Here is a 23715-nt window from a genome sequence, read left to right as displayed (position 1 = left end):
AATTTTGGCAGTGCTTTTTTTGATCGTTGGTCGCGTTGCGTCGACGTGCTCAGTAGCGGGCGATGGTCGGCGCGTCGAACTTGTAGCTCGCGCGCACCACGGCCCACTGGATGTCGCGCGGCTTGGCATCGAAGGTGTAGTTACCGGAGGTGCCGCCGAGCTGATAGGTCTGGCTGCCGAAGGCCGCGTAATTGTATTCGAGGCCGACGATCCAGTTGCGGGTGACGCCGTATTCCCAGCCGGCGCCGACCGTCCAGCCGTTGGCCCAGTGGGTCTGTTCGCCCGAACCCGTCGCCACGCCGACCGTGTCGGAGACCGAGAGGCGGTTGTTCACGCCGGCATAGCCGCCCTTGATATAGAAAAGGTTGTTCTGCACGGCGAAGCCGGCGCGCCCGACAACGGTCGCGAGCACGTTGGCACGCCAGGAGAACACGTCGTCCCCGGCGCCAAACACGGTGTTGACGACCGTACCCTTGTTGTCGAGACCGGAGATCGTCCCTTCCACGCCGAACACGTAGTTGTTGGCCTGCCAGTTGTAGCCGATCTGGGCGCCGCCCATGATGCCCGAATTGCGCTGACGGAAGCTGTCGCCCGGCGAAAGATCGCCGAATGGCGCGCCGGTCCCGTTGTTGGTGAACTGCTCGTTGGTCCAGGCGCCACCGATATGGCCGCCGACATAGAAGCCGGTCCAGGTGAACAGCGGCTCGACATAAGCGGGCGCCTTCGTGTAGCGCGCACCGAGATCTGCGGCGGAAGCCGCGCCGGTCGAAACCAGCGCCGTCGTGCAGGCGAAGGCGGCAATCAATTTATTACGCATGGTACAACCCCGTGTCCTTTGATGGGCATACGGTCACAGACGGCTCTTACTAAAATTGAAATCAACACGGTTAACGTGGCAGATGAATCCGCGTCGGCCTGTGAATCCGCCGGCGCTGTTGCAGGCGCGCAACGCGCCGCTCGCGATTTAGCACGGCGTTATTCCTACCGAAGTCCTGCGCTAAGATCCCGGCGCGGCCCTCGAATGCACATGCTCGGGACGCACGCCGAGCGCAAGCAGCCGCGCCGGAATGCCCTGAAGCCACGGCAGCGCGGTGATGAGGCGCACGATCAGCGGCACCTTCAGCGGTCGGTCGCCGCCTTGCAGGGCGCCGCTGATGATGTTGTTCTGGACGATCACCTGCATTGCTTGCGTCATCTTCACCGGAAACTCGCGGCGACGCCTGATGGCATCGAGCTCATCCTCGGACGGGCAGCCATGTTGCAGCTTGTCCACCAGCAGATTGGCAGTCGCGACCGCGTCCTGCACTGCGAGATTGACACCGACGCCGCCGACCGGCGACATCGCATGCGCGGCGTCGCCGATGCAGAGCAGGCCCGGCTGCGTCCAGCGCTCCAGACGGTTGATCGCGACGGTGAGCAGCTTGATATCGTCGAAGCTCTTCACGTCAGTGATGCCGGATCGGAGGATCGGCGCCATGCGCACGATGTCGTCGAGCAGCGCCTGCAATCCCCTCGCCTTCACCGCATCATACCGTCCCTTGGCGATAACATAGGCGCATTGCCAGTAATCGCCGCGGTTGAAGGTGATCATCATCTTGCCGGGCTCGACTCGCGCGAACACGCTCTCGGTCTCGTCCGCCCTGCGGCCGGCGCGAAACCAGAGCACGTCCATCGGCGCGCCGATCTCCTCGAGCGCAAGGCCCGCGCGCTCCCGCACCGTCGAATGCCGACCGTCGCAGGCAATGGTGAGATCGGCCTCGATGTCGATGAAGCCGTCAGGCGTCTTCGCCCGCACGCCGGCGACCGTCTCGCCGCGGCGGATCAGATCGACCGCCTCCGCGCTCATCATGACCTCGAGCGAGGCAAAGCGCTTGCCGGCCTCGCGCAGGAAATTCAGAAAATCCCATTGCGGCATGAAGGCGATGAACGGATATTTCGTATGGAGCCGGCTGAGGTCGGCGATGCGCACCGGCGTGCCGCCGAACAGGCCGTCGATCTTCTGCAAGCGCTGGTGCGGCAGCTTCAGGAAGCCGTCGATCAGGCCGAGCTCGTCCATCACCTGAAGCGTCGAGGGATGCACGGTGTCGCCGCGGAAGTCGCGGAAGAAATCGGCATGCTTCTCCAGCACCACGACGTCGATGCCGGCCCGCCCCAGGAGATAGCCGAGCATCATGCCGGCCGGCCCGCCGCCGACGATGCAGCAGCGGACTCTCTTGGTCCCGTCGGATTGTTGGTCGGATGTCATTGCCGCCGCGATCCGCGATGTGAGTATCGATCAAGGTCCGCCGGACGATACTAGCGCAATTCAGGCCGAAGGCAGTCTCAATCTGCAGGCAAAAGCCCGTCCTGGCCGGTTCTTGCAGCGGCAAACAAGCCGCCGACAAAAAGGCCCCCAGAAGGCGGGCCTTGCCTGAAACGGAACCAGCTATTTCTGATCCTCATTGCTGGTCCCGGTGCCAGGGCTGCCGATCGGCAATCCGTTGGCGGCATGACCGACGCCCATGTTTCGCTCGGCCTGCGCTGCTGCCGGCGTGTTGCCGTTCGGAGTCGAGGGCTGAACGTTCGGATTGACCTGGCCATTATTGGTGTTGAGGTTGGCCCCCGTGGTGGTGCCATGCGTTCCCATTCCGGACGGAGCCGACGGCCCGGAGTTGGCACTGCTGGATGATGTGCCCATTCCGGCACCCGAGCTCGTGGCGGATCCGCCGCCGGCGCCGGCACTGGCACCGCCCCCCGCACCACCGCCGGCACCACCTCCCCCGCCGCCACCTTGCGCGAGGGCGGCCGTCGAAAGTGCAGCACAAGCGATCGTCACGAGGATTGATTTGCGGATCATGGATCGTCTCCCTGGTTTGGCAGACAATCCAGGTCACCGGAAGATGTTCCGTCATCCGCTCATTGCGCCGCGGCCAACGAAGACCTCAATTATTACTGCGGTTCGCGCTGCGGAAGCTCTTGATCTCCGAGACGCTGCCGTCGCGATAGGTCAGTTCCACCGAGACAGATTGCGTGCTTGGCGCGAGCTTCATGTAGAGCGGCATGCCGGCGGTGATTGCGCTGGGATCGCGCGTGTCGCAAGGCGGCATCTTCAGCACCTGGTTGGGCACGGCGGTGTCGATGCCGATGCGTACCTCGCGGATGGCGCAGCGATAGGATACGAGGTGCGTGTAATAGAGCAGCAGCCCGTTGAACTCGCGGAACGACAGCCAGCTCGTCGACGTCATATCGAGGATCTTGCGCTGATCGCGGATCAGCGCGGCCTCGGGATCGAACCTGATCGGGAACGGCCCCCGCATCTCGCCGGCCTGATCGACATAGCGGACCTCGATGGTGCCGGCCTGCGCATCCGGCGGCAGCTCGATCGACGGGTTCGGCATCCGCTTGCGCGTGCGCGGATCGAGCGTGTCGATGAATCCGGTCTCGCGGAAATCGCCCTTGCCGGCCATACGCCAGGAAATGCCGAGCGTCGGGTCGGCGAAGGAGAACACCACGCTCCAGCCGCCATTGTGCCGCGAGAAGCTCGCGATCGGCGCGTTGACGGCCTCCTCCCTCGGCAATTGTGGCACCGACACCGGAGGCAGCGCCGCAAGCTTCTGCGGCGGCGGATCGGCCGGCCGCGCGGCGGCGTCTTTCGCCGTGCCGCTCAGGAAGACGTCGTCGACCATCTGGTCGAAATAGACCGGCACCTGCCTGTGCTTGACGGTGTCGGCCATCTCGCTGACCAGGCGGCGGGTGCGCTGCGCAACCTGCACGAGGTTCTCGCCGGGCTGGAGCAGCTCCTTGGCGAAAGCGCGCGTGAACACCGAATTCGGATTGGTGTCATCATTGGACAGACGATCGAGCGCGGTCTGGCGGGGACCCGCCGAGAACACCGAGAACACGCCTTCGGGCAGTTGCGTCATCGGCGCGAGCCCGCCGCCGCCGGCGACTGCGCGGGTCCCCTTGCGCTCGAACGGGTTGTTGCGGCAGGCGTCGAACACCAGGATCGAGGTCCGCGCCTTCTTGTTCTGCAAGCGCTCGACGATACGGTCGGCCAGGATCGAGGCGTCGCGCACCAGCTCTTCCTGTCCTTCCGTCGCCGCCGGCACGTCGGTCGGCAGCAAATAATTCTGGCCGGCGATCTCGAAGCCGTGGCCGGCATAGAAGAAGAACGCGGTGTCGCCCGGCTCGATTGCCTTGTCGAACGCAAGCAGCGTCTCGGAGAATTGCTGCCGGCTCTGGTTCTCCGCGACCATCACCGAGAAGCCGAGCTGCTTCAGCGTGTCACCCATGGTGCGAGCGTCGTTGACCGCCTTGAGCAGCTTCGGGACGTTCCTGTATTCATTGTTGCCGACGACGAGCGCGACGCGTTTGTCGGCATAGGCGGGAGCTGCGAAGCCGCTCAGGCTCGCCGCGAGCCCAAGGGCCGCCAGAATTCCGAAAAACCGACGCGTCATCGCAAATTTCCCGTTGCCGAACGGCCCTACGCCGGTTCCTTCGAACGCGGTCCATGGGCTCCCCTGCCGCTGTGTGATAGTCGGCCCAGACGCAACGACGGTTCAAGGGGGCTCGGCTCCGATTCCACGATCTGGCTATGGCAGATTGCGTTGGAATCTGTTTCTTCTTGGACAATTTCACCGGAAACGAGGGGCAGCCGTGTTTCGCTGGTGTACAGACGAGGTAGAGCCGCGCGACCGCTTCGACTATTGGCGCGAGGTGCGCGCCAAGGGGTTGTTCGGCGTCACCGCCGAGCTCGAGCGCGAACGGCGCGCGGACTTCTTCGGCGAATTCTCGCTGCGCCAGCTTGGCGGCGCCGGCCTCGTCGAGCTGAAGGCCTCGCCCTACGCGGTCGAGCGCAGCAACTCGGACATCGCCTACGCGCCGGGCGACAGCATCTGCGTCTACCAGCAGCTCGGCAGCGGCGGCTGGTTCGGCGGCATGCGCGCAAGCGACTTTTCAATCGGGAGCGGCAGCTTCGCCACCAGCCATACAGATCTGCCCTACCGCACCGCGCCGCTCGGCGCCGGAGGCTTCCACCTGCGGATCCTGAAGATTCCCGTAAGCAGCATCCCGGCGCAGGACAAGCGCATGCGCGAGCTTGCGCCGCGGACATTCAACGATCCGGCGCTGGCGCCGCTGCTCGCTGCCTGCTTTGCCGATCTCGGCGAGGCCGCCGCGGATGATGCCACCGCCGATGCGACCTCCCTGGTTCAGGCTTTGGCCCATCTGGCGCTGATCGAGCGCGGCATCGTGCGGCCCGGCAGCCGGCGCGGACAGGCTGCGCTGCGGACCGCCCGCCTCTCGCAGGCCCGGCGCCTGATCGTGCGCCACCTGCAAAACCCGGACTTGGTGCCGACGATGGTGGCCGACCAACTCGGCGTGTCCGTGCGTCACCTGCACATGCTGTTCGAGACGGCAGAGAAGAGCTTCTCGCAGACCGTGACCGACGAGCGTCTGAAACAGAGCCGCCGCCTGATGCGCGAAGCGCCGGACCGGCTGATCGCCGACGTCGCGACCGCCTGCGGCTTCGAGAGTCTCGCGACCTATTACCGGGTCTTCAACGCCGCCTATGGCATGGCCCCCGGCGACTTCCGGGCCAAGGGCTCGGATGGGGGCTAGGCGACGTCTTGGCGGATCGGGTCGGGTGACGAGGCTGGGCGGAAAAGTCGAGCCGCGCCCGCGATTTGGGCAAAAACCTCAGGTTTTTTAGGGCCTTCCCGCGTCCGCTCCATTGACTTTGGCCAATTCCTCCCTATGTTCCGGGGCGACGCGGCTCAGATCGAAGAGCGATTCTTGAGCCTTGCGCTTTGTTCGCGTGAGTCAGCACCCCCAGCTTCCTAGAGAGCGCGCCGTTTCGGGGTGGAGCGCGACAGCCTTATTACCCTCGATTCCGAACGGCGGTTTCGACCAGAGGCTCAATGTCCTTTTCAAATCTCGGACTGTCCGAAAAAGTCCTCGCCGCAGTGGCGGCCACCGGTTACACCAACCCCACCCCCATCCAGGAACAGGCGATCCCCCACGTCCTCGCACGCAAGGACGTGCTCGGCATCGCCCAGACCGGCACCGGCAAGACCGCGGCCTTCGTGCTGCCGATGCTCACCATCCTCGAGAAGGGTCGAGCCCGGGCGCGCATGCCGCGCACGCTGATCCTCGAACCGACCCGCGAGCTTGCGGCCCAGGTGAAGGAAAACTTCGACCGCTATGGCGCCGGCCAGAAACTCAACGTCGCCCTGCTGATCGGCGGCGTCTCGTTCGGCGACCAGGATGCCAAGCTGATGCGCGGCGTCGACGTGCTGATCGCCACCCCCGGCCGCCTGCTCGACCACACCGAGCGCGGTGGCCTCTTGCTCACCGGCGTCGAGCTGCTCGTCATCGACGAAGCCGACCGCATGCTGGACATGGGCTTCATTCCTGACATCGAGCGCATCTGCAAGCTCGTCCCGTTCACGCGGCAAACCCTGTTCTTCACCGCGACCATGCCGCCGGAAATCCGGCGCATCACCGAAGCCTTCCTGCACAATCCGCAAAAGGTCGAGGTCTCCAGGCCAGCCACCACCGCCGTCACTGTCACGCAAGCCCAGGTGCCTGCCGGACGCGAGGCGCACGAGAAGCGCGAGCTGCTTCGCCGCCTTCTGCGCGAAGCCAAGGACCTCAAGAACGCGATCATCTTCTGCAATCGCAAGCGCGAGGTCGCGATCGTTCACAAATCGCTTCAGAAGCATGGCTTCAGCGTCGGCGCGCTGCACGGCGACATGGACCAGCCGGCCCGCATGGCCGCGCTCGACCAGTTCCGCAAGGGTGAGCTGCCACTGCTCGTCGCCTCCGACGTCGCCGCCCGCGGCCTCGACATTCCCGAGGTCAGCCACGTCTTCAATTTCGACGTTCCCCATCACGCCGACGACTACGTCCACCGCATCGGCCGCACCGGCCGCGCCGGGCGAACCGGCACCGCGATCTCGATCGTGACACCGCTCGACCAGAAGTCGATGGCGGCGATCGAAAAGCTGATTGGCCAGAGCATTCCGCGCGCCGAAGGCGATTACGAAGTCCCGGTCGAGTCTTCCGAGGCGAGCGAGCGTCCGCGCGAGCAGCGCGGCCGTGAACGTTCACGCGGCGGCGGACGCGGCAAGCCGCAGCGCGGCCGCGACCGTGAGCGCAGCCACGAGCCGCGCGAGGCGCGGGGCGAGGCAAGACATGCCTCCGAATCAAGGCCTTCTTCGGAGGCGCGACAGCCCGCCGAATCAAGGCATCGGTCCGACGACAAGCGTCGGGCGGAGCCACGTCAGGCGGCGCGCCAGCAGGCCAACACCTCGCATGTACCCTCGATCGGCCGTCCCGAGCCGCGCCGCCAGCGCGAGGTCGACACCGAGCCGGGCGATCACTCGCACCTGCCGGCGTTTCTGCTGCGGCCGGTACGCTCCCCTGCCGGCGCCTGAAGCGCGACGCGCTCCAGATTTCGGTTGAGCAAACCCGCCGCACACTTTATTAGACGCATTCGTGAACGTATATTTACGGGGCGTTCACGATCGTCCGTTAGCCTACAAACATAATTTAAGCATTGCTGCGGTCGGGGGCGCACCGACCGCTGTGGGGTATGTTCTGTGATCAAGGTGCTTGATGAACACGAACGCACGATGGCGTTCGCCGAGGTGGCGCTCGGCCAGATCCGATCGCTTCGGCAGACGGCAATTCCCCGCAACTACGAGATCTGGTACGTCTATGCCACCGGCTACAACGCGCCGCTCAACAAGATCATCAACGAGACGCTGGCGCGCAGCGGCAAGCTGACCGAAGCCGATCTCGAGCAGATCTACGAGACCTATCTCTCCCATATCAAGACCACCGACCGCATCGACAAGGTCGGCGCGCGCGTCATCGGCGAGATCGACGACGTGATGAAGATCCTGGGCGACGCGCTCGGCATGACCGGCGCCTACGACGCAAGCCTGTCGGGCGCGGCCGAGAAACTGTCGTCGGCCAAGGGCCGTGACCAGGTCAAGGCGATCGTCGAGGCGCTGCTGCGCTCGACCGGCGAGATGCGCCAGACCAACAAGGCGCTGGAAGACCGGCTGACGCTGTCGAAGAATGAGATCAGCAATCTCCAGCAGAGCCTGGAAGCGATCCGCGCCGAGAGTCTGACCGACCCGCTCACCGGCCTCGGCAACCGCAAATATTTCGACCGCATGATCGGCATGGCCGTGCAGAGCGCGCTCGCCTCGGGCGAGCCGCTGTCGCTGCTGCTGTTCGACATCGATCACTTCAAGTCGTTCAACGATTCCTACGGCCATCTCACCGGCGACCAGGTGCTGCGGCTCGTCGGCCTGTCGCTGAAGCAGACCATCAAGGGCCAGGATATCACCGCGCGCTATGGCGGCGAGGAATTCGCGGTCGTGCTGCCCAACACCGCGCTACGCCAGGCCCTCACGGTGGCCGACCATATCCGCCGCGCCGTGATGGCGAAAGAATTGAAGAAGAAATCGACCGGCGAGATCCTCGGCCGCGTCACCATCTCCGTCGGCGTCTCCATGCTCAAGGAGGGCGACGACACCGACGCGCTGATCGAGCGCGCGGATGCCTGCCTCTACGCCGCCAAGCGCAACGGCCGCAACCGCGTGATCTGCGAAGCCGATCCGGAATACGCGGTCGAGACGCATAGCCGAGTGGCGTAAGCACCCCGTCCGCGCTTGACTTTCCGGACTGACGACCGGCATCTTCCCCGCCGCCGTGGCACCTGACCGCGAGCATCGAGGACGTATCGCCTTGTCCAATCCTCACGATTTCCACATGCCGCAACCGTCCTACACCAGGGACGAGCTGCTGCGATCGAGCGAAGGCGGCTATTTCGGCCCGGGCAATGCGCAATTGCCGGCACCGCCGATGCTGATGATGGATCGCATCACCGAGATCAGCATGGACGGTGGCGCATACGGCAAGGGCCATATCGTCGGCGAGCTGGACATCGCGCCAAGCCATTGGTTCTTCCAATGCCACTATCGAGGCGACCCGATCATGCCGGCCTCCTTGGGCCTCGACGCCATGTGGCAGATGATCGGCTACTGGCTCGGCTGGTCCGGCTCGCCGGGCAAGGGCCGCGCCATCGGCGTCGGCGAGGTGGAGTGCACGGGAACCATTGCGCCCGACACGAAACGTGTGCGTTACGAGGTCGCGATGCGCATGGTCCGGCGCGGCAAGCTGGTGCTCGGAATTGCCGATGGCCGGGTGCTTGCCGACGGCACCTGTGTTTTCACGGCCAAGGACATGAGGGTCGGCCTGACCAAGGCCGTGGATTGAAGGTCACGCCTTTCGCTTGGCGCGCTTTCGATCCGAACGCTTCCTGATCACGCTTTTCGGCGCTTTCGCAGGCTTGGCAGCCTTCTTCGCGGGTTTGCTCGCCGCCTTCTTCGCCTTCGGCCGCTTCCTTACCTTGGCGCGCTGCGCCGCGGCGAGCGCCCCTCGCGCCCATTGTGCAAGCTCTGCGGAATCGTCGAACAGTCGTGCAGGCAGTTCCCAGTAGGAGTTCACCGTCACGATCTTGGCGCGGGTGGAATATTGAAAGGGCTTCGAGCCCTCGGCCTCAAACTCCGGGATGGTCACCTCGTCGGCACGGAAGAACAGGCCCGCGCGCAAGGACAGCGCGAAATTGACGCCGTCGGCGGAGATGCCGTAGCCGGAGAACATCTTGCGGATGGTGACCGGGCCGAAATCGGCAAACAGGTCGATCAGGAATTCGCGGTCCATCGCCCAACTCTCTCGCCAGCGTCGTCCCCGCGAACGCGGGGATCCATAGCCACAGGGAGGAGCTTAGCGAAGACTGCCAGTCGTGCCAGTGGTGATGCTCGTCACCGAGAGATCAGGCGGTACGGGTCCCGGCGTTCGCCGGACGACGACAGCATGATTGGCGCGAGCCTGGCTTACCCGTCGATCTTGGCTGGCCGCAGCTCGACCGATTCGCCGCAGCCGCAGGCGGAGATCTGGTTGGGATTGTTGAAGACGAACTGGGCCTGCATCTTGTCGGCCTTGTAGTCCATCTCGGTGCCGAGCAGGAACAGCACGGCCTTGGGATCGACCAGGATCTTGACGCCCTTGTCCTCGACGACCTCGTCGGTCGGGCGGATCTCGTGGGCGTATTCGACCGTGTAGGACTGGCCGGCGCAGCCACCGTTCTTCACACCGACTCGCAGGCCCACGATCTCGGAGTCTGCCCGCTGGGTCAGCTCAGTGATACGCTGGGCAGCGGCATCCGTCAGCCGCATCACCTGCGGGCGCGGCCGCCGCGGCTTCGGAGTGGAGGATGCTGGTGTCGAGCCTGACGAAATCTGGGTCATGTTATTTATGTGGTCCGTTGCCGAGCGAATTCAATGCGGGCAGAGGCTGTCACCACATGTTGAGCACGAGGCGCGCCTCGTCGCTCATGCGCTCGGGCGACCACGGCGGCTCCCAGACGACCTTGACGTCGACCACGCCGACGCCGGGGACGCTGGCGACCGCGTTCTCGACCATGGTCGGCAGTTCGCCTGCGGCCGGACAGTTCGGCGTCGTCAGCGTCATCAGCACGTCGACCGAGCGGTCGTCCTTGATCTCGACCTTGTAGATCAGGCCGAGCTCGTAGATGTCGGCCGGGATTTCCGGATCGAACACAGTCTTGAGCCCGGCGATGATCTCGGTGGTCAGACGCTCGGTCTCCTCCGGCGGCAGCGCCGAATGGGTCTCCATCGGATTGGCTTTGATTTCGGCCGTGTCACTCATGCGAACAAATCCCGCGCCTTGAGAAGCGCCTGTGCCAGATGATCGACTTCTTCCCGCGTATTATACATGCCGAACGACGCGCGGCAGGTGGCGTTCACGTTGAACCGCTCTAAAAGCGGCATCACGCAATGGGTGCCGGCGCGCACCGCGATGCCCTGGCGGTCGATCACGGTGGCGACATCATGGGCATGCGCGCCCCTCAGCTCGAAGGAGATCACCGGGCCCTTGCCCCGCGCCGTGCCGATCAGCCGCAGCGAGTTGATCTCGCGCAGGCGCTCCTGGGCATAGGTGGTGAGATCGTGCTCGTGGGCGGCGATGCGCTCCTTGCCGATCGAATTGACATAGTCGATGGCGGCGCCGAGTCCGACGGCCTCGACGATCGCGGGCGTGCCCGCCTCGAATTTGTGCGGGGGATCGCCATAAGTAACGACATCGCGCGAGACTTCGCGGATCATCTCGCCGCCGCCGTTGAAGGGGCGCATCGCGACGAGGTGGTCGTACTTGGCCCAGAGCACGCCGATGCCCGTAGGACCATAGACCTTGTGGCCGGTGAAGACGTAGAAGTCGCAGCCGATGTCGTGGACGTCGACCGGCAGATGCACCGCGCCCTGGCTGCCGTCGACCAGCACCGGAATGCCGCGGGCATGGGCGATTCTGACGACATCCTTGACCGGCACGATGGTGCCGAGCGCATTCGACATCTGCGTGATCGCGACCAGCTTGGTCTTCGGCGTCAACAGCTTCTCGAATTCGTCGATGAGGAAATTGCCCTCGCCATCGACCGGAGCCCATTTGATCACCGCACCCTGGCGCTCCCTGAGGAAATGCCAGGGCACGATGTTGGAATGGTGCTCCATGATCGAGATGACGATCTCGTCGCCTTCCCCGATGTTCGGCCCGCCCCAGGACGAAGCGACCAGGTTGATCGCCTCGGTCGCGTTGCGGGTGAAGATCACTTCTTCGGTGCGGGGCGCGTTGATGAACTGCGCGACCTTGGCGCGGCCGCCCTCATAGGCTTCGGTCGCGGCGTTGGCGAGGTAGTGCAGACCGCGATGCACATTGGCGTATTCGCTCGTATAGACCTGCGTCATGCGATCAAGCACGGACTGCGGCTTCTGGGCCGAAGCGGCATTGTCGAGATAGACCAGCTTCTTGCCGTAGACCTGCAAGGCGAGCGCCGGGAAATCCTGGCGCACGCGCGCAACGTCGTAGGCGCCGTTCTTGACGGCCGGATGCGTGCTCATGACCGCCGCTCCAGCCAGCGCTCGGCCATGCCGATGACGTGCTCGCGCAAGCCGTCGTCGGCGATCTGCTCGATCGCCTCGCCAACGAAAGCCTGGATCAGCAGCGCCTGGGCCTGCTTCTCCGGCAGGCCGCGCGCCTTGAGATAGAACAGCAGGCTGTCGTCCAGCGCGCCGGCGGTGGCGCCGTGGCCGCAGGAAACGTCGTCGGCGAAGATCTCGAGCTCGGGCTTGTTGTCCGCCTCGGCTTCGTCCGACAGCAGCAGCGCCCGGGTCATCATCTTGCCGTCGGTCTTCTGCGCGTCGGGACGAACGATGATGCGACCCTGGAACACCGAATGGGCGCGGTCGTCGATCACGGCGCGGAAGATCTCGCGGCTGACGCAGTTCGGAACGGCATGGTCGACCACCAGCGTGGTGTCGCCGTGCTCCGTCTTCTTCAACAAGTTCACGCCGTTGATGCAGAGCTCGCTGCCCTCGCCCGCCAGCGTGATGAAACCCTGCAAGCGGCTGACCGCGGCGCCGCTGGTCATGTTGAAGAAGTTGAGCCTCGTGTTGGCGCCGACGGTGACGAACTGCGAGGTGATGTTCACCGCATCGGGCGCATCGTCCATCAGACGGATATAGGCGACGTCGGTGTCATCGCCGACCGAGATGATGACGGCATCGTTGGCCTGGTAGGCCTTGGCGCCGGCCGCGACGAAACTCTCGATGATGGTGGCGCGGGCGCCCTTCGCGATCGCGATCTGCGAGCGGGTGAAGGCCGATGCCGAAGCAGCGGTCGCCACATGGATGATCTGGATCGGCGCAGGGAGCTGCGCACCCTCCGCGATCGACAGCACCACGCCGTCGGTCGCCAGCGCCGAGTTCAGCGCGATCACGGCGTCTGTGGACGCGGTCTTCAGCAGACCGGCATCCTTCTCCAGCGTCTCCCGCAGGGTCTCGAAGCCTGCCTCGGCGACAAGCGCCTTCACGTCGGACAAGTCGGCCGCGAAGACGCCGTCGACCAGCACCAGCTTGCGGGCGCCCGCGATTGCGTGCGCCTTGACCGCTTCCGCACCGCGCTTCAGCGCGGCCGCATCGGGCGCGGCTGCCAGCGGCAGCACCTCGCCGACGAGCGCGCGCAGGTCGGTGTATTTCCATTCCTCGATCCGGCGGTGCGGCAGGCCGAGACGCTCATAGGTCTCGAACGCCTCGCGGCGCGCCGCGATCACGGCCGGCGACCCCGGCAAGCGGCCTTCGGCGCTGGCGAAGAGATCGCTCACCGCACGGCCGTTCCCGGTCTTTGCCACAGCAACGTTCATTGCAACCAATCCTTACGCGGCCTCGAACTGGGCGTAGCCGGAGGCTTCCAGCTCCAGCGCCAGCTCCTTGCCGCCGCTCTTCACGACGCGGCCTCTCGACATCACGTGCACGACGTCGGGAACGATGTAGTTCAGCAGCCGCTGATAGTGGGTGATGACGACCATCGCTCGCTTGGGCGAGCGCAGCGCGTTGACGCCGTCGGCCGCGATGCGCAGCGCGTCGATGTCGAGGCCGGAATCCATCTCGTCGAGGATGCACAGGCTCGGCTCGAACAGCGCCATCTGCAGCACCTCGTTGCGCTTCTTCTCGCCGCCGGAGAATCCGACATTGACGCCGCGCTTGAGCATGTCCTGCGGGATGTTCAGCGACTTCGAGACCTCGCGGACCTTCTTGAGGAAGTCCGGCGTCGAATATTCATCCTCGCCGCGCGCCTTGCGCTGCGCGTTCAGCGCGGTGCGCAGGAAGTTCATGGTGGCGACGCCGGGAATCTCGACCGGATATTGGAACGCCAGGAACACGCCCTTCGCGGCGCGCTCCTCCGGCGCCATCTCCAGCAGGTCCTCGCCCTTGAACAGGATCTGGCCGTCGGTGACTTCGTAGCCGGGCTTGCCGGCAATGACGTGGGAGAGCGTCGACTTGCCGGAGCCGTTCGGCCCCATGATCGCGTGCACCTCGCCCTCGTTCACGGTCAGCGTCAGCCCATGGAGGATCTCGCGCTCCTCGACACGAACCTTGAGGTCTTTCACTTCAAGCAAAGCCATCATTTTTTTCCATCTATCTCCTCATCCTGAGGAGCGCCGCAGGCGCGTCTCGAAGGATTGAGGCCACCAATCTTTCCGGTATCCATCCTTCGAGACGGCCGCTTGCGCGGCCTCCTCGGGATGAGGTCCGAGCTAACCGACCGACCCTTCCAGCGAGATCGAGATCAGCTTCTGCGCTTCCACCGCGAACTCCATCGGGAGCTGCTGCAGCACGTCCTTGACGAAGCCGTTGACGACGAGGCCGACCGCCTCTTCCTGCGAAAGCCCGCGCTGGATGCAGTAGAACAGCACGTCCTCGGAGATCTTCGAGGTCGTCGCCTCGTGCTCGAACGTCGCCGAGGAGTTCTTGGCCTCGATGTACGGCACGGTGTGCGCGCCGCATTTGTCGCCGATCAGCAGCGAGTCGCAGGCCGTGAAGTTGCGCGCCCCTAGCGCTTTCCGGTGCGCCGTGACGAGACCGCGATAGGTGTTCTGCGACTTGCCGGCTGCGATGCCCTTGGAGATGATCCGGCTCGAGGTGTTCTTGCCGAGATGGATCATCTTGGTGCCGCTATCCACCTGCTGGAAGCCGTTCGAGATCGCGATCGAGTAGAACTCGCCGCGGGAGTTGTCGCCGCGCAGGATGCAGCTCGGATATTTCCAGGTGATCGCCGACCCCGTCTCGACCTGGGTCCAGGAGATTTTGGAGTTGGCGCCGCGGCAGTCGCCACGCTTGGTGACGAAATTGTAGATGCCGCCCTTGCCTTCCGAATTGCCCGGATACCAGTTCTGCACCGTCGAATATTTGATCTCGGCATCGTCATGCGCGACGAGCTCGACCACGGCGGCGTGCAGCTGGTTCTCGTCGCGCTGCGGCGCGGTGCAGCCTTCGAGATAGGAGACGTAGGAGCCCTTGTCGGCGATGATCAGCGTGCGCTCGAACTGGCCGGTGTTGCGCTCGTTGATGCGGAAATAGGTCGACAGCTCCATCGGGCAGCGCACGCCCGGCGGCACGTAGACGAACGAGCCGTCGGAGAACACCGCCGAGTTGAGCGTCGCGTAGAAATTGTCCGAGGTCGGAACCACCGATCCCAGATATTTCTGCACCAATTCAGGATGCTCGCGGATCGCCTCCGAGATCGGCATGAAGATCACGCCAGCCTTCTTCAGCTCCGCCTTGAACGTGGTCGCAACCGAGACCGAGTCGAACACCGCATCGACCGCGATCTTGCGGCGCGCGGGATCTTCCTCGCCCACCTTCGGCTCGACGCCCTCGAGCATGGCGACCTCCCGCAGGGGAATGCCGAGCTTCTCGTAGGTCTTCAGGATCTCCGGATCGATCTCATCCAGTGACGAGACCGTCTTCTTCGGCTTCGGCGCCGCGTAGTAATAGAGATCCTGGAAGTCGATCCTGGGATAGTCGACACGCGCCCAGGTCGGCTCCGTCATGGTCAGCCAGCGCCGATAGGCTTCCAGCCGCCACTGCAGCATCCAGGCGGGTTCGTTCTTCTTCTGCGAGATGAATTTTACGATCTCTTCCGACAGCCCCTTGGGGGCCTTCTCGGAGTCGATCAGGGTCTCAAACCCATAACGATACTGGTCGACGTCGATGCGCTTCACGCGCTCGACCGTCTCTTGTACGGCTGGCATTCCATCCTCCGCTCGCGGTTTCAAGGACCGCGGTGGATCAAACTCGGACGAGTATTACGATATTTCTTGGCGGAAAGCACGGGCTTAGAACCGTTCAAGCCGTGTTTCGTCGCTCAACCCTTAAGTAGGGTATTACCAAGCTTTCGCCAAGCCTCTAACGCCCTGTTGATGTCCTCTGGTCCCGTGGACCAGCCCAGACTGAGACGCACCGCTCCCTGGGCCATCGCGGGATCGTAGCCCATCGCCGACAGGACATGGGACGGCTGGACCTTTCCGGAGGAGCAGGCGGAACCGGAGGAGACCGCGATACCTTCCAGGTCGAAGCCGATCACGGCGGTTTCGGCCTTCAGGCCAGGCGCGGTGAAGAGCACGGTATTCGGCAAGCGCGCCACGTCGTCCGCGAAGACCGTCGCCCCGGCAATGCCGCGAAGGCCATTTTCCAAACGATCTCTGAGAGTTGCCATTCGCTTCACATCCTCCGGCAGAGCCTGAAGCGCGACCTTTGCCGCGGCCCCGAAGCCGGCGATCCCCGCGACATTCTCGGTTCCGGCGCGACGGTTGAGCTCCTGCCCGCCGCCACGCAGCACCGGCTCCAGGCCGCCGACCCCCTCGGCCATCACCAGTGCGCCAATCCCCTTGGGGCCGCCGATCTTGTGTGCAGAGAAGGTGGCAAGGTCGGCACCTACCGACTTGATATCGAACGGAATTTTGCCCAAGGCCTGGACCGCATCGACGTGCAGGAGGCCGCCGGCCTCGTGGACGACGCGTGCGGCTTCAGCGACGGGCTGGAGCGCGCCGGTCTCGTTGTTGGCGGCCATGATCGAGACCAGGGCTGGCGGGCCGTCCTTGAGCTGAGTTTCCAAATGATCGAGGTCGACCACGCCGGAGCGCGTGACCTGGATCAGGCCGATCCTGTCCACGGGGAACCGGCCGCCGGCGAGCACAGAAGCATGTTCAACCGCCGAGACCAGCAGCCGCTCGACAGGGCCGCCAGAAGACCCCCGCAAGCCCGGCGACAGCGCCATCGCGTTCGCCTCGGTTCCAGCGGAGGTGAAGACGACGTTCCGCGGCAGCGCGCCGACCGCGGCTGCAAGCGTCGCGCGGGCCTCCTCGACCAGCCGCCGCGCCTCCCGCCCCTCGGCATGGACCGATGACGGATTGCCGACCAAATCCCAGGCGGCGAGCATCGCACTGCGCGCTTCCGCGCGCAGCGGCGTGGTCGCATTCCAATCGAGATAAACGCGCGTCGGCATGCAGTATTATATTACCCGATGAGAAAACCGTGGCCAGGCGGCCCGCCCGCCGGACATGGCGGGCCGGCACGCCCTTGGCAACCGCGATTCCATATCCGCGGCGCCCGATGACATCGCAATGACACGCTAACACCTTGAGCCCATTGGGTGATGTTCAAGATGCTTGCTTTTTGACCCTCAGCCTATGTTAGAAGCGCACCGTCAAGTCACCGCGCGCTCTCAGCGCATCACCGCAAGGCGCGCCTTCTCACCCGTCATTCGCGCTTCCGTCGGCATCTGCCGATGAAGCCATAATCGGTTGATTGCTAGGGATCATCTCTCCAGGAAATCAATCAAGAGATCACCGATGCCCGAAGTCATTTTCACCGGCCCTGCTGGCCGTCTCGAAGGCCGCTATCATCCGGCCAAGCAGAAGAACGCGCCGATCGCGATGATCCTGCATCCGCATCCGCAGTTCCACGGCACGATGAACCATCAGATCGTGTACCAGTGCTACTACGCCTTCGCGCATCGCGGCTTCTCGGTGCTGCGCTTCAATTTCCGCGGCGTCGGCCGCAGCCAGGGCTCGTTCGACCACGGCACCGGCGAATTGTCGGATGCGGCGGCGGCGCTCGACTGGGCGCAGACCATCAATCCCGAAGCGCGCGCCTGCTGGGTCGCCGGCTTCTCCTTCGGCGCCTGGATCGGCATGCAGCTCCTGATGCGCCGTCCCGAGGTCGAAGGCTTCATCTCGATCGCCCCGCCTGCCAACCTCTACGACTTCTCGTTCCTCGCCCCCTGCCCGTCCTCTGGGCTCATCGTGCACGGCGAGAAGGACGCGGTGGTGCCGCCCAAGGACGTCAACACGCTGGTCGAGAAGCTGAAGACGCAGAAGGGCATCGTCATCGATCAGCAGATCATCCCCGGCGCCAACCATTTCTTCGACGCCAAGCTCGAGCCGCTGATGGAAACCATCACGGCGTATCTGGACATGCGTCTGGCGAACGTTCGGTAAAGGATGCAGCTCAAGCCAGCTTGAGCGCGACGATCCCCATCAAGACGAGCGCGATGCCCGCCAGCTTCATCGCGCTCAAGGACTCGCCGAACAGCACCACGCCCATCAGGAAGGTGCCGGCGGCGCCGATGCCGGTCCACACCGAATAGGCGACGCCGATCTCGAGCACCTTCAAGGCGCGTCCGAGCAGAAACACGAAGGCTGTGAGCAGCACGAGCGAAGCGATGCTCCAGCCGGGCCGCGTATAGCCTTGCGCATATTTCATGGCGATCGCCCAGCCGACGTCGAGCGCGCCGGCGACCAACAGCATCAGCCACGCCATAGACTGCGACATCGGCGCGCGCTCAGGCCGCAAGCTTGAGCATATGCGCGTCGTGGCGAACGAGGAAGGCGCGCAGCAACTCCGGATAGTCTTGGCCAACGGCAGTCCGGACGCTCGGACGCTTCGCCAGCTCCGCGCGCCATGCCCGGACCTTCGGCACATCCGTGAAGATGCCGTGCTCGGTCAGTTCGTCGAACAGGTCGAAATAGCGGAAGATCGGGGCGAACACGGCATCGACGAGGCTGAACGCGTCGCCCGCGAAGAATGGACCGGCGCCGAGCGCAGCCTCGACACGCGCGAATTTTGCGACGAGTGCCTGCCGCTTGCTTTCGAACGTCGCAGGGTCGGTCGTGGTCTCCAGGCCCCAGAGATCGCCGAGGATCGCCGAGCCGAACTCCATCCACGCGCGATGCTCGGCGCACTTGAGGGCTTCGGCTGGATGCAGCCTCACGCCGCCCTGCGTCTCCTCGATGTACTCGCAGATCACGTTGCTCTCGAACAGCGCGACCTCGCCTTTTTCCGTCGTCACCACCAGCACCGGCACCTTGCCGAGCGGCGAGAGCTTCAAGAACCAGTCGGGCTTGTTGGCGAGATCGATGTCGATCCGCTCGAATGGCACGCCCTTTTCGTTCAGCGCGATCACCGCGCGCTGCACGTAGGGACAAAGCTTGTGGCTGATGAGCTTGAGCGAAGTCGTCATGGCAATGATCCCGGCGGTTAGATGCAGCTGCATTGAATATAGATGCACTTGCATGCACTCGTCAAGATGGATGCATCTGCATTAACTGCGGGTGGCCTCAGGGCCGCGCGATCACCCCGCCCGTCATCGGCATCGGCACGCCGGTGGTGGCCGGATAGGACAATGGCAAGCCCTTCAGGCCGCGGGCGGCGAGGAAGCCGAAGGCCTGCGCCTCGATGGCGTCGGAGGCCCAGCCGAGCGTCTCGGCGGCTTCGACGGTGGCCGAGCCTACCCGCTCGCGCAGCATCCGCAGCATGGTGAGGTTGCGAGCCCCGCCGCCGCAGACGATCCAGCTCCGCGGCCGGCGCGGCAGAAGCGGAATGATGCGGGCGATCGCGGCCGCGGTGAAGGCGGTCAGCGTCGCCGCGCCGTCGGCCGGCGCGACATCGCCGAGCTTGAGCGCCGCAAAGTCATTGCGGTCCAGCGATTTCGGCGGCGGCAGCGCGAAGAACGGCAGCTCCAGCGCGCTGGCAATCCAGGCCTCATCCGCCTTGCCGAGCGCTGCGAACTTTCCTTCCGCATCGAACGCCTGGTTCATGGTCCGGTACATGAAATCGTCCAGCAGCGCATTGCCGGGGCCGGTATCGCAGGCGATCAGCGTATCGTTGCCGTCGATATAGGTGATGTTGGAGACGCCGCCGATATTGACCACGACGATCGGCCCCTCTCGCTCCAGCGAATTGGCCAGCGCCCGGTGGTAGACCGGTACAAGCGGCGCGCCCTGCCCGCCCGCCTCGACGTCGGCGGCGCGGAAATCATGCATCACGGGGATATGGATCGCCCTGGCCAGCGCCGGCGCGTCGCCAATCTGCACCGTGAGCCGTTTTTCGGGCCGGTGCAGCACGGTCTGGCCGTGAAAGCCGACGATGTCGATGTCCTCCGGTCTCATGCGGTTCTGGGCGACGAATGCGGCAACGGCCTCGGCATGGGCCTGCGTCACGGCACGCTCGGCTTCGGCCAGGATGCCCGGCCGAGCGTCGCGTTGCGAAAGGTGCACGGCCTCATTCAGCGCCCGGCGCAGCAGGTTGCGCTCTGCCGGACTATAGGCCCGGTAGCCGGACGGCCCGAACGCCTTCACCTGCTTTCCATCGGTTTCGATCAGCGCGACGTCCACCCCGTCCAGCGAGGTGCCGCTCATCAAACCGAGTGCCGTCAACATCATGGATCAGCGTCCTCAAGAGACCCGCCCTGGCCTGCCGATCTTGTGCCAGAGGGACACATCTTATAATGCCAACGCGCCAAGTGGCGGGCGGTCATCGGGTTCCCCCCGAAAACCCTTAAATTGCCCCCAAAACAGTAAACCAAGAATTGTCAGGCACGCCGACAGATGACTGCATTTAAATCGGATTTCCTCAATATCCTGCAGGAACGTGGATTCATCCACCAGTGCTCCGATTTCGCGGGGCTGGATGCGCTTGCCGCCAAGGGCGAGGCCATCGCCTATGTCGGCTACGATTGCACCGCCCGCTCGCTGCACATCGGCAATTACCTGACCATGATGATGCTGCACTGGCTGCAGCAGTCCGGCAACAAGCCGATCACGCTGATGGGCGGCGGCACCACCATGGTGGGCGATCCCTCCGGCAAGGACGAGACGCGCGCGATGCGCACAATCGCCGAGATCGAGGCCAACAAGGAATCGATCCGCGGCGTGTTCGCAAAGGTGCTGCGTTATGGCGAGGGCAAGAGCGACGCCATCATGCTCGACAATGCGGAGTGGCTGACCAGGCTGAACTGGATCGAGATGCTGCGCGATGTGGGCCGGCACTTCTCGGTCAACCGCATGCTGACCATGGACTCGGTGCGGCTGCGTCTCGAGCGCGAGCAGGAGATGAGCTTCATCGAGTTCAACTACATGGTCTGCCAGGCCTACGACTTCGTCGAGCTGGCCAGGCGCACCGGCTGCCACCTCCAGATGGGCGGCTCGGACCAGTGGGGCAACATCATCATGGGCGTCGATCTCGGGCGCCGCATGGGGAGCCACCAGCTGTTCGCGCTGACGACGCCGCTGCTGACGACCGCGTCGGGCGCCAAGATGGGCAAGACCGCGCAAGGCGCGGTCTGGCTCAATGCCGACCAGTTCTCGCCCTATGACTTCTGGCAGTATTGGCGCAACACCGAGGACGCCGACGTCGGCAAGTTCCTGAAGCTGTTCACGACGCTGCCGATCGCCGAGATCAACAAGCTCGAATCGCTCGGCGGCTCGGAGATCAACGAGGCTAAGAAGGTGCTCGCGACCGAAGCGACCGCGCTGCTGCACGGCCGGGACGCCGCGAACGAGGCAGCGGAGACCGCGCGCCGCACCTTCGAGGAAGGCGCGCTCGCCGAGAGTCTGCCGACCGTGGAAATTCCGCGTGGCGAGCTCGACGCCGGCCTCGGCGTGCTCAACGCCTTCGTCAAGGCAGGCCTCGTCGCTTCCAACGGCGAAGCACGGCGCCAGATCAAGGGCGGCGGGCTGCGCATCAACGACGCGCCGGTCACCGACGAGAAGATGGCGCTGTCGGCGGGCAATCTGACGCCGGAAGGCGTGATCAAGCTGTCCTTCGGCAAGAAGAAGCACGTGCTCATCAAGCCTGCATAGGCGTATGAGCTTTTCACTGCTTGTCAGGGCGCGCCGAAGCGCGCTCCCTGACCGCAATGGACCAGAACACGCCCAAGGAAGCGAGCACGGAAGCGAGCAAGGAACGAGCCGGAAGCCCCGGGCCGAACGCGGTGCGCACCGCACTCGTCGTGCTCGGCCTGTGCTTTGCGTTGGCGGTTCTTGGGCGCGGGCTCAGCGAGAGCTTCACCGTCTTCCTGAAGCCAATTTCCGAAAACTTCGGTTGGGATCGCGCCCAGGCGGTTTCGATCTATTCCCTCACCTGGCTCGTCAGCGGGCTGACCGCGCCGCTGGTCGGCCGCCTGTTCGATCATTCCGGACCGCGCATCGTCTATGCGCTCGGACTGTTCCTGCTCGGCGCGGCCTTCCTGATCGCAAGTCACGCGCAAGCACTCTGGCAATTCCAGCTTTCGATCGGCATCTGCCTCGGCATCGGCGTTGCCTTCATCGGCAATGTGCCCAACTCGATCCTGCTCGGCCGCTGGTTCGGTCCAAAGCTGCCGACCGCCATGGCGGTGGTCTATTCGGCGATGGGCGGCGGCGTGCTGGCATTGCTGCCGGCCTCGCAGCTTCTGATCGATCATCTCGGCTGGCGCGAGACCTATCAGGTCTACGCCCTCGCCGCGCTCGGGCTGCTGGTGCCCCTTCTGCTCCTGCCCTGGCGCATGTTCGCGGCCGGCTCACCCCACGTCACCAAGAAGAGCGATCCGGATTTCGTCGACGGCGGCTGGACGCTTGTGAGCGCGATGCGTCACCATGCCTTCTGGGCGCTGTTCTCGACCTTCTTCTTCACCGCGGTCGGCATGTATTCCATCGCGGCGCAGATCGTGGCCTATCTGATCGACGCCGGCTTCCCGCCGCTCCAGGCTGCGACCGCCTGGGGATTCTCTGGCGTCGTGCTGGTATTCGGCATGCTCGGCGTCTCGGCGCTTGACGGGCTGATCGGGCGGCGGCCATCGGTACTGCTCAGCTACGCGATCTCGATCCTCGGCATCGTTCTGCTCTGGCTGCTGCAATACTATCCAAACGTCATCCTGCTCACCGGGTTCGTCGTCTGCTTCGGCAGCATGATGGGCTCGCGCGGGCCGTTGATCACGGCGACCGCGATGAAGGTCTTTCGCGGCAAGCGCGTCGGCACCATCTTCGGCACGATCTCGATCGGCAGCGGCTTGGGCTCGGCGTTCGGCTCATGGAGCGGCGGTCTGATTCACGATGCAACGCACGGCTACAATCTCCTGCTGGTCTTCGCACTTGCGAGCGTGATCCTCGGAATGATTCCCTTCCTGGTCGTCCCCGCCCTGCGGGAGTAGGTCTCCCCGACGTAACCTGCATCCCTTGGCTTCACCGGGAAATTACCTATGAGCGCGAGGCGAACACACGCAAAAAGGGGGATCGCCCGCGGCTCAAGGCCGGGCCTGCGGTGTTTTGTCCGACATGACAAAAATGTCAGCGCGGAATTGATCCTGGGTGGCTTGCGAGACGAAACTGAATGCGGTCCAAGTCGCAGCATTGGATGGAGGGCAAACCAATGGACTTTCCCTATCTCACTCGCTTTCAACCGGTTCTCCTGAGCCTGTTTCGCTTCATCACCGGCCTCTTGCTGTTCCAGTACGGCGTCGCCAAACTGTTCAAGTTTCCGGTGCTCCCCTACTTCGCGAACATCCCGCCGCTGATCTACGCGGCCGGTGCGCTGGAACTCGTGTTCGGCGCGCTCCTGATGATCGGCCTGTTTACCCGCCTCAGCGCCTTCATCCTGTCGGGTGAAATGGCCTTCGCCTACTTCATGGGCCACATGTTCAAGGGCGGGACGCCGGTGTTTCTGCCGCTGCTCAACGGCGGCACCGCCGCGATCCTGTTCTGCTTCGCCTGCCTGTACGTCTCAGCAGCTGGCGGCGGCTCGGTGAGCGTCGATGCCGCGATGGGCAAGGAGAGCGACGCGGGCGGCGGTGCTTTTGCGCGACGCTGACGCGCTTCGCCGGTTAACCTGAAAGCAAGACGGCACCGGCGGGTCCGCCGGTGCCGGGTCAGCGCGCACCCAGCACGTTCCAGATGAGAACAAGGGCAGCCACGAGCAGCACGGACATGATGATGCGATGAACGAATCGGTTCATTAGCGTTCCTGCCAGACTGGCCGATCACCAACGCGA

General features: G+C 64.5%; 23 protein-coding genes. 8 read left to right on the top strand and 15 right to left on the bottom strand.

What is annotated here, in order from left to right:
- Positions 1-49 precede the first annotated feature (49 nt).
- From XH87_RS36095 to XH87_RS36080, 4 genes are all read right to left on the bottom strand, one after another.
- Positions 50-817: an outer membrane protein gene (locus tag XH87_RS36095; RefSeq protein ID WP_035703700.1), complete on the bottom strand. Its 768-nt coding sequence runs from the start codon at positions 815-817 to the stop codon at positions 50-52.
- Positions 818-997: 180 nt separating this feature from the next.
- Positions 998-2245: an FAD-dependent oxidoreductase gene (locus tag XH87_RS36090; RefSeq protein ID WP_271590854.1), complete on the bottom strand. Its 1248-nt coding sequence runs from the start codon at positions 2243-2245 to the stop codon at positions 998-1000.
- 180 nt (positions 2246-2425) lie between these two features.
- Positions 2426-2836, bottom strand: a complete 411-nt coding sequence (locus XH87_RS36085; protein WP_158669968.1) for a hypothetical protein — start codon at positions 2834-2836, stop codon at positions 2426-2428.
- A gap of 85 nt (positions 2837-2921) precedes the next feature.
- Positions 2922-4436, bottom strand: coding sequence for a caspase family protein (locus XH87_RS36080; protein WP_271590853.1), 1515 nt, complete (start codon positions 4434-4436; stop codon positions 2922-2924).
- Between the two features lie 199 nt (positions 4437-4635).
- Here XH87_RS36080 and XH87_RS36075 point away from each other — a divergent pair, with 199 nt between their 5' ends.
- From XH87_RS36075 to fabA, 4 genes are all read left to right on the top strand, one after another.
- On the top strand, positions 4636-5598 hold the full coding sequence (locus tag XH87_RS36075; RefSeq protein ID WP_271590852.1) for a helix-turn-helix transcriptional regulator: 963 nt from the start codon (positions 4636-4638) through the stop codon (positions 5596-5598).
- A 299-nt stretch (positions 5599-5897) separates the two neighbouring features.
- Positions 5898-7415, top strand: a complete 1518-nt coding sequence (locus XH87_RS36070; RefSeq protein ID WP_271590851.1) for a DEAD/DEAH box helicase — start codon at positions 5898-5900, stop codon at positions 7413-7415.
- A gap of 165 nt (positions 7416-7580) precedes the next feature.
- The gene (locus XH87_RS36065) at positions 7581-8648 is read left to right on the top strand and encodes a GGDEF domain-containing protein (protein ID WP_035703709.1); all 1068 of its coding nucleotides are present in this window, start codon (positions 7581-7583) and stop codon (positions 8646-8648) included.
- 91 nt (positions 8649-8739) lie between these two features.
- The gene (gene fabA / locus XH87_RS36060) at positions 8740-9270 is read left to right on the top strand and encodes a bifunctional 3-hydroxydecanoyl-ACP dehydratase/trans-2-decenoyl-ACP isomerase (protein ID WP_158671099.1); all 531 of its coding nucleotides are present in this window, start codon (positions 8740-8742) and stop codon (positions 9268-9270) included.
- Positions 9271-9273: 3 nt separating this feature from the next.
- On the opposite strand, the gene XH87_RS36055 is transcribed toward fabA, so the two are convergent.
- The 8 genes from XH87_RS36055 to XH87_RS36020 all read right to left on the bottom strand — a co-directional run bounded on the left by XH87_RS36055 (position 9274) and on the right by XH87_RS36020 (position 16914).
- Positions 9274-9717 (bottom strand): TfoX/Sxy family protein, encoded by a 444-nt coding sequence (locus tag XH87_RS36055; RefSeq protein WP_035703712.1) that lies wholly within the window; start codon positions 9715-9717, stop codon positions 9274-9276.
- 173 nt (positions 9718-9890) lie between these two features.
- Positions 9891-10304, bottom strand: coding sequence for a HesB/IscA family protein (locus XH87_RS36050; protein ID WP_271590850.1), 414 nt, complete (start codon positions 10302-10304; stop codon positions 9891-9893).
- 49 nt (positions 10305-10353) lie between these two features.
- Positions 10354-10725 carry an SUF system Fe-S cluster assembly protein gene (locus XH87_RS36045; protein WP_028177247.1) on the bottom strand — a complete coding sequence of 124 codons (372 nt, stop codon included), beginning with the start codon at positions 10723-10725 and terminating at the stop codon, positions 10354-10356.
- Positions 10722-11969 (bottom strand): cysteine desulfurase, encoded by a 1248-nt coding sequence (locus XH87_RS36040; protein WP_271590849.1) that lies wholly within the window; start codon positions 11967-11969, stop codon positions 10722-10724. The genes XH87_RS36045 and XH87_RS36040 overlap by 4 nt, the downstream gene beginning before the upstream one ends.
- A complete protein-coding gene (gene sufD, locus XH87_RS36035; RefSeq protein WP_271590848.1) occupies positions 11966-13270 on the bottom strand; it encodes a Fe-S cluster assembly protein SufD in 1305 nt (434 codons plus the stop codon). The genes XH87_RS36040 and sufD overlap by 4 nt, the downstream gene beginning before the upstream one ends.
- A gap of 12 nt (positions 13271-13282) precedes the next feature.
- Positions 13283-14032: a Fe-S cluster assembly ATPase SufC gene (gene sufC, locus XH87_RS36030; protein WP_035703745.1), complete on the bottom strand. Its 750-nt coding sequence runs from the start codon at positions 14030-14032 to the stop codon at positions 13283-13285.
- Positions 14033-14164: 132 nt separating this feature from the next.
- Positions 14165-15661, bottom strand: coding sequence for a Fe-S cluster assembly protein SufB (gene sufB / locus XH87_RS36025; protein ID WP_271590847.1), 1497 nt, complete (start codon positions 15659-15661; stop codon positions 14165-14167).
- A 113-nt stretch (positions 15662-15774) separates the two neighbouring features.
- Positions 15775-16914, bottom strand: coding sequence for a cysteine desulfurase family protein (locus tag XH87_RS36020; RefSeq protein WP_271590846.1), 1140 nt, complete (start codon positions 16912-16914; stop codon positions 15775-15777).
- Positions 16915-17260: 346 nt separating this feature from the next.
- Between XH87_RS36020 and XH87_RS36015 the strand changes: the two genes are divergently transcribed.
- Positions 17261-17908 (top strand): alpha/beta hydrolase, encoded by a 648-nt coding sequence (locus XH87_RS36015; RefSeq protein ID WP_024337874.1) that lies wholly within the window; start codon positions 17261-17263, stop codon positions 17906-17908.
- A 10-nt stretch (positions 17909-17918) separates the two neighbouring features.
- On the opposite strand, the gene XH87_RS36010 is transcribed toward XH87_RS36015, so the two are convergent.
- From XH87_RS36010 to XH87_RS36000, 3 genes are all read right to left on the bottom strand, one after another.
- Entirely contained in the window at positions 17919-18242 is a 324-nt protein-coding gene (locus XH87_RS36010; protein ID WP_271590845.1) for a DMT family transporter, read from the bottom strand.
- Positions 18243-18252: 10 nt separating this feature from the next.
- Positions 18253-18930 (bottom strand): glutathione S-transferase family protein, encoded by a 678-nt coding sequence (locus tag XH87_RS36005; RefSeq protein WP_271590844.1) that lies wholly within the window; start codon positions 18928-18930, stop codon positions 18253-18255.
- 97 nt (positions 18931-19027) lie between these two features.
- Positions 19028-20131, bottom strand: coding sequence for an anhydro-N-acetylmuramic acid kinase (locus XH87_RS36000; RefSeq protein WP_271590843.1), 1104 nt, complete (start codon positions 20129-20131; stop codon positions 19028-19030).
- A 165-nt stretch (positions 20132-20296) separates the two neighbouring features.
- On the opposite strand from XH87_RS36000, the gene tyrS reads away from it, so the two are divergent.
- The 3 genes from tyrS (at position 20297) to XH87_RS35985 (ending at position 23534) form a co-directional block, all read left to right on the top strand.
- Positions 20297-21550, top strand: a complete 1254-nt coding sequence (gene tyrS, locus XH87_RS35995) for a tyrosine--tRNA ligase (protein WP_271590842.1) — start codon at positions 20297-20299, stop codon at positions 21548-21550.
- A 56-nt stretch (positions 21551-21606) separates the two neighbouring features.
- On the top strand, positions 21607-22878 hold the full coding sequence (locus XH87_RS35990; RefSeq protein ID WP_271590945.1) for an MFS transporter: 1272 nt from the start codon (positions 21607-21609) through the stop codon (positions 22876-22878).
- Between the two features lie 218 nt (positions 22879-23096).
- A complete protein-coding gene (locus tag XH87_RS35985; protein WP_271590841.1) occupies positions 23097-23534 on the top strand; it encodes a DoxX family protein in 438 nt (145 codons plus the stop codon).
- Positions 23535-23715: the final 181 nt, after the last annotated feature.

It is taken from the genome of Bradyrhizobium sp. CCBAU 53415, assembly GCF_028128735.1.
Classification (GTDB): domain Bacteria; phylum Pseudomonadota; class Alphaproteobacteria; order Rhizobiales; family Xanthobacteraceae; genus Bradyrhizobium.
The sequence above is the reverse complement of the archived record's forward strand: the minus strand, read 5'-3'. Positions and strand labels throughout refer to the sequence as shown.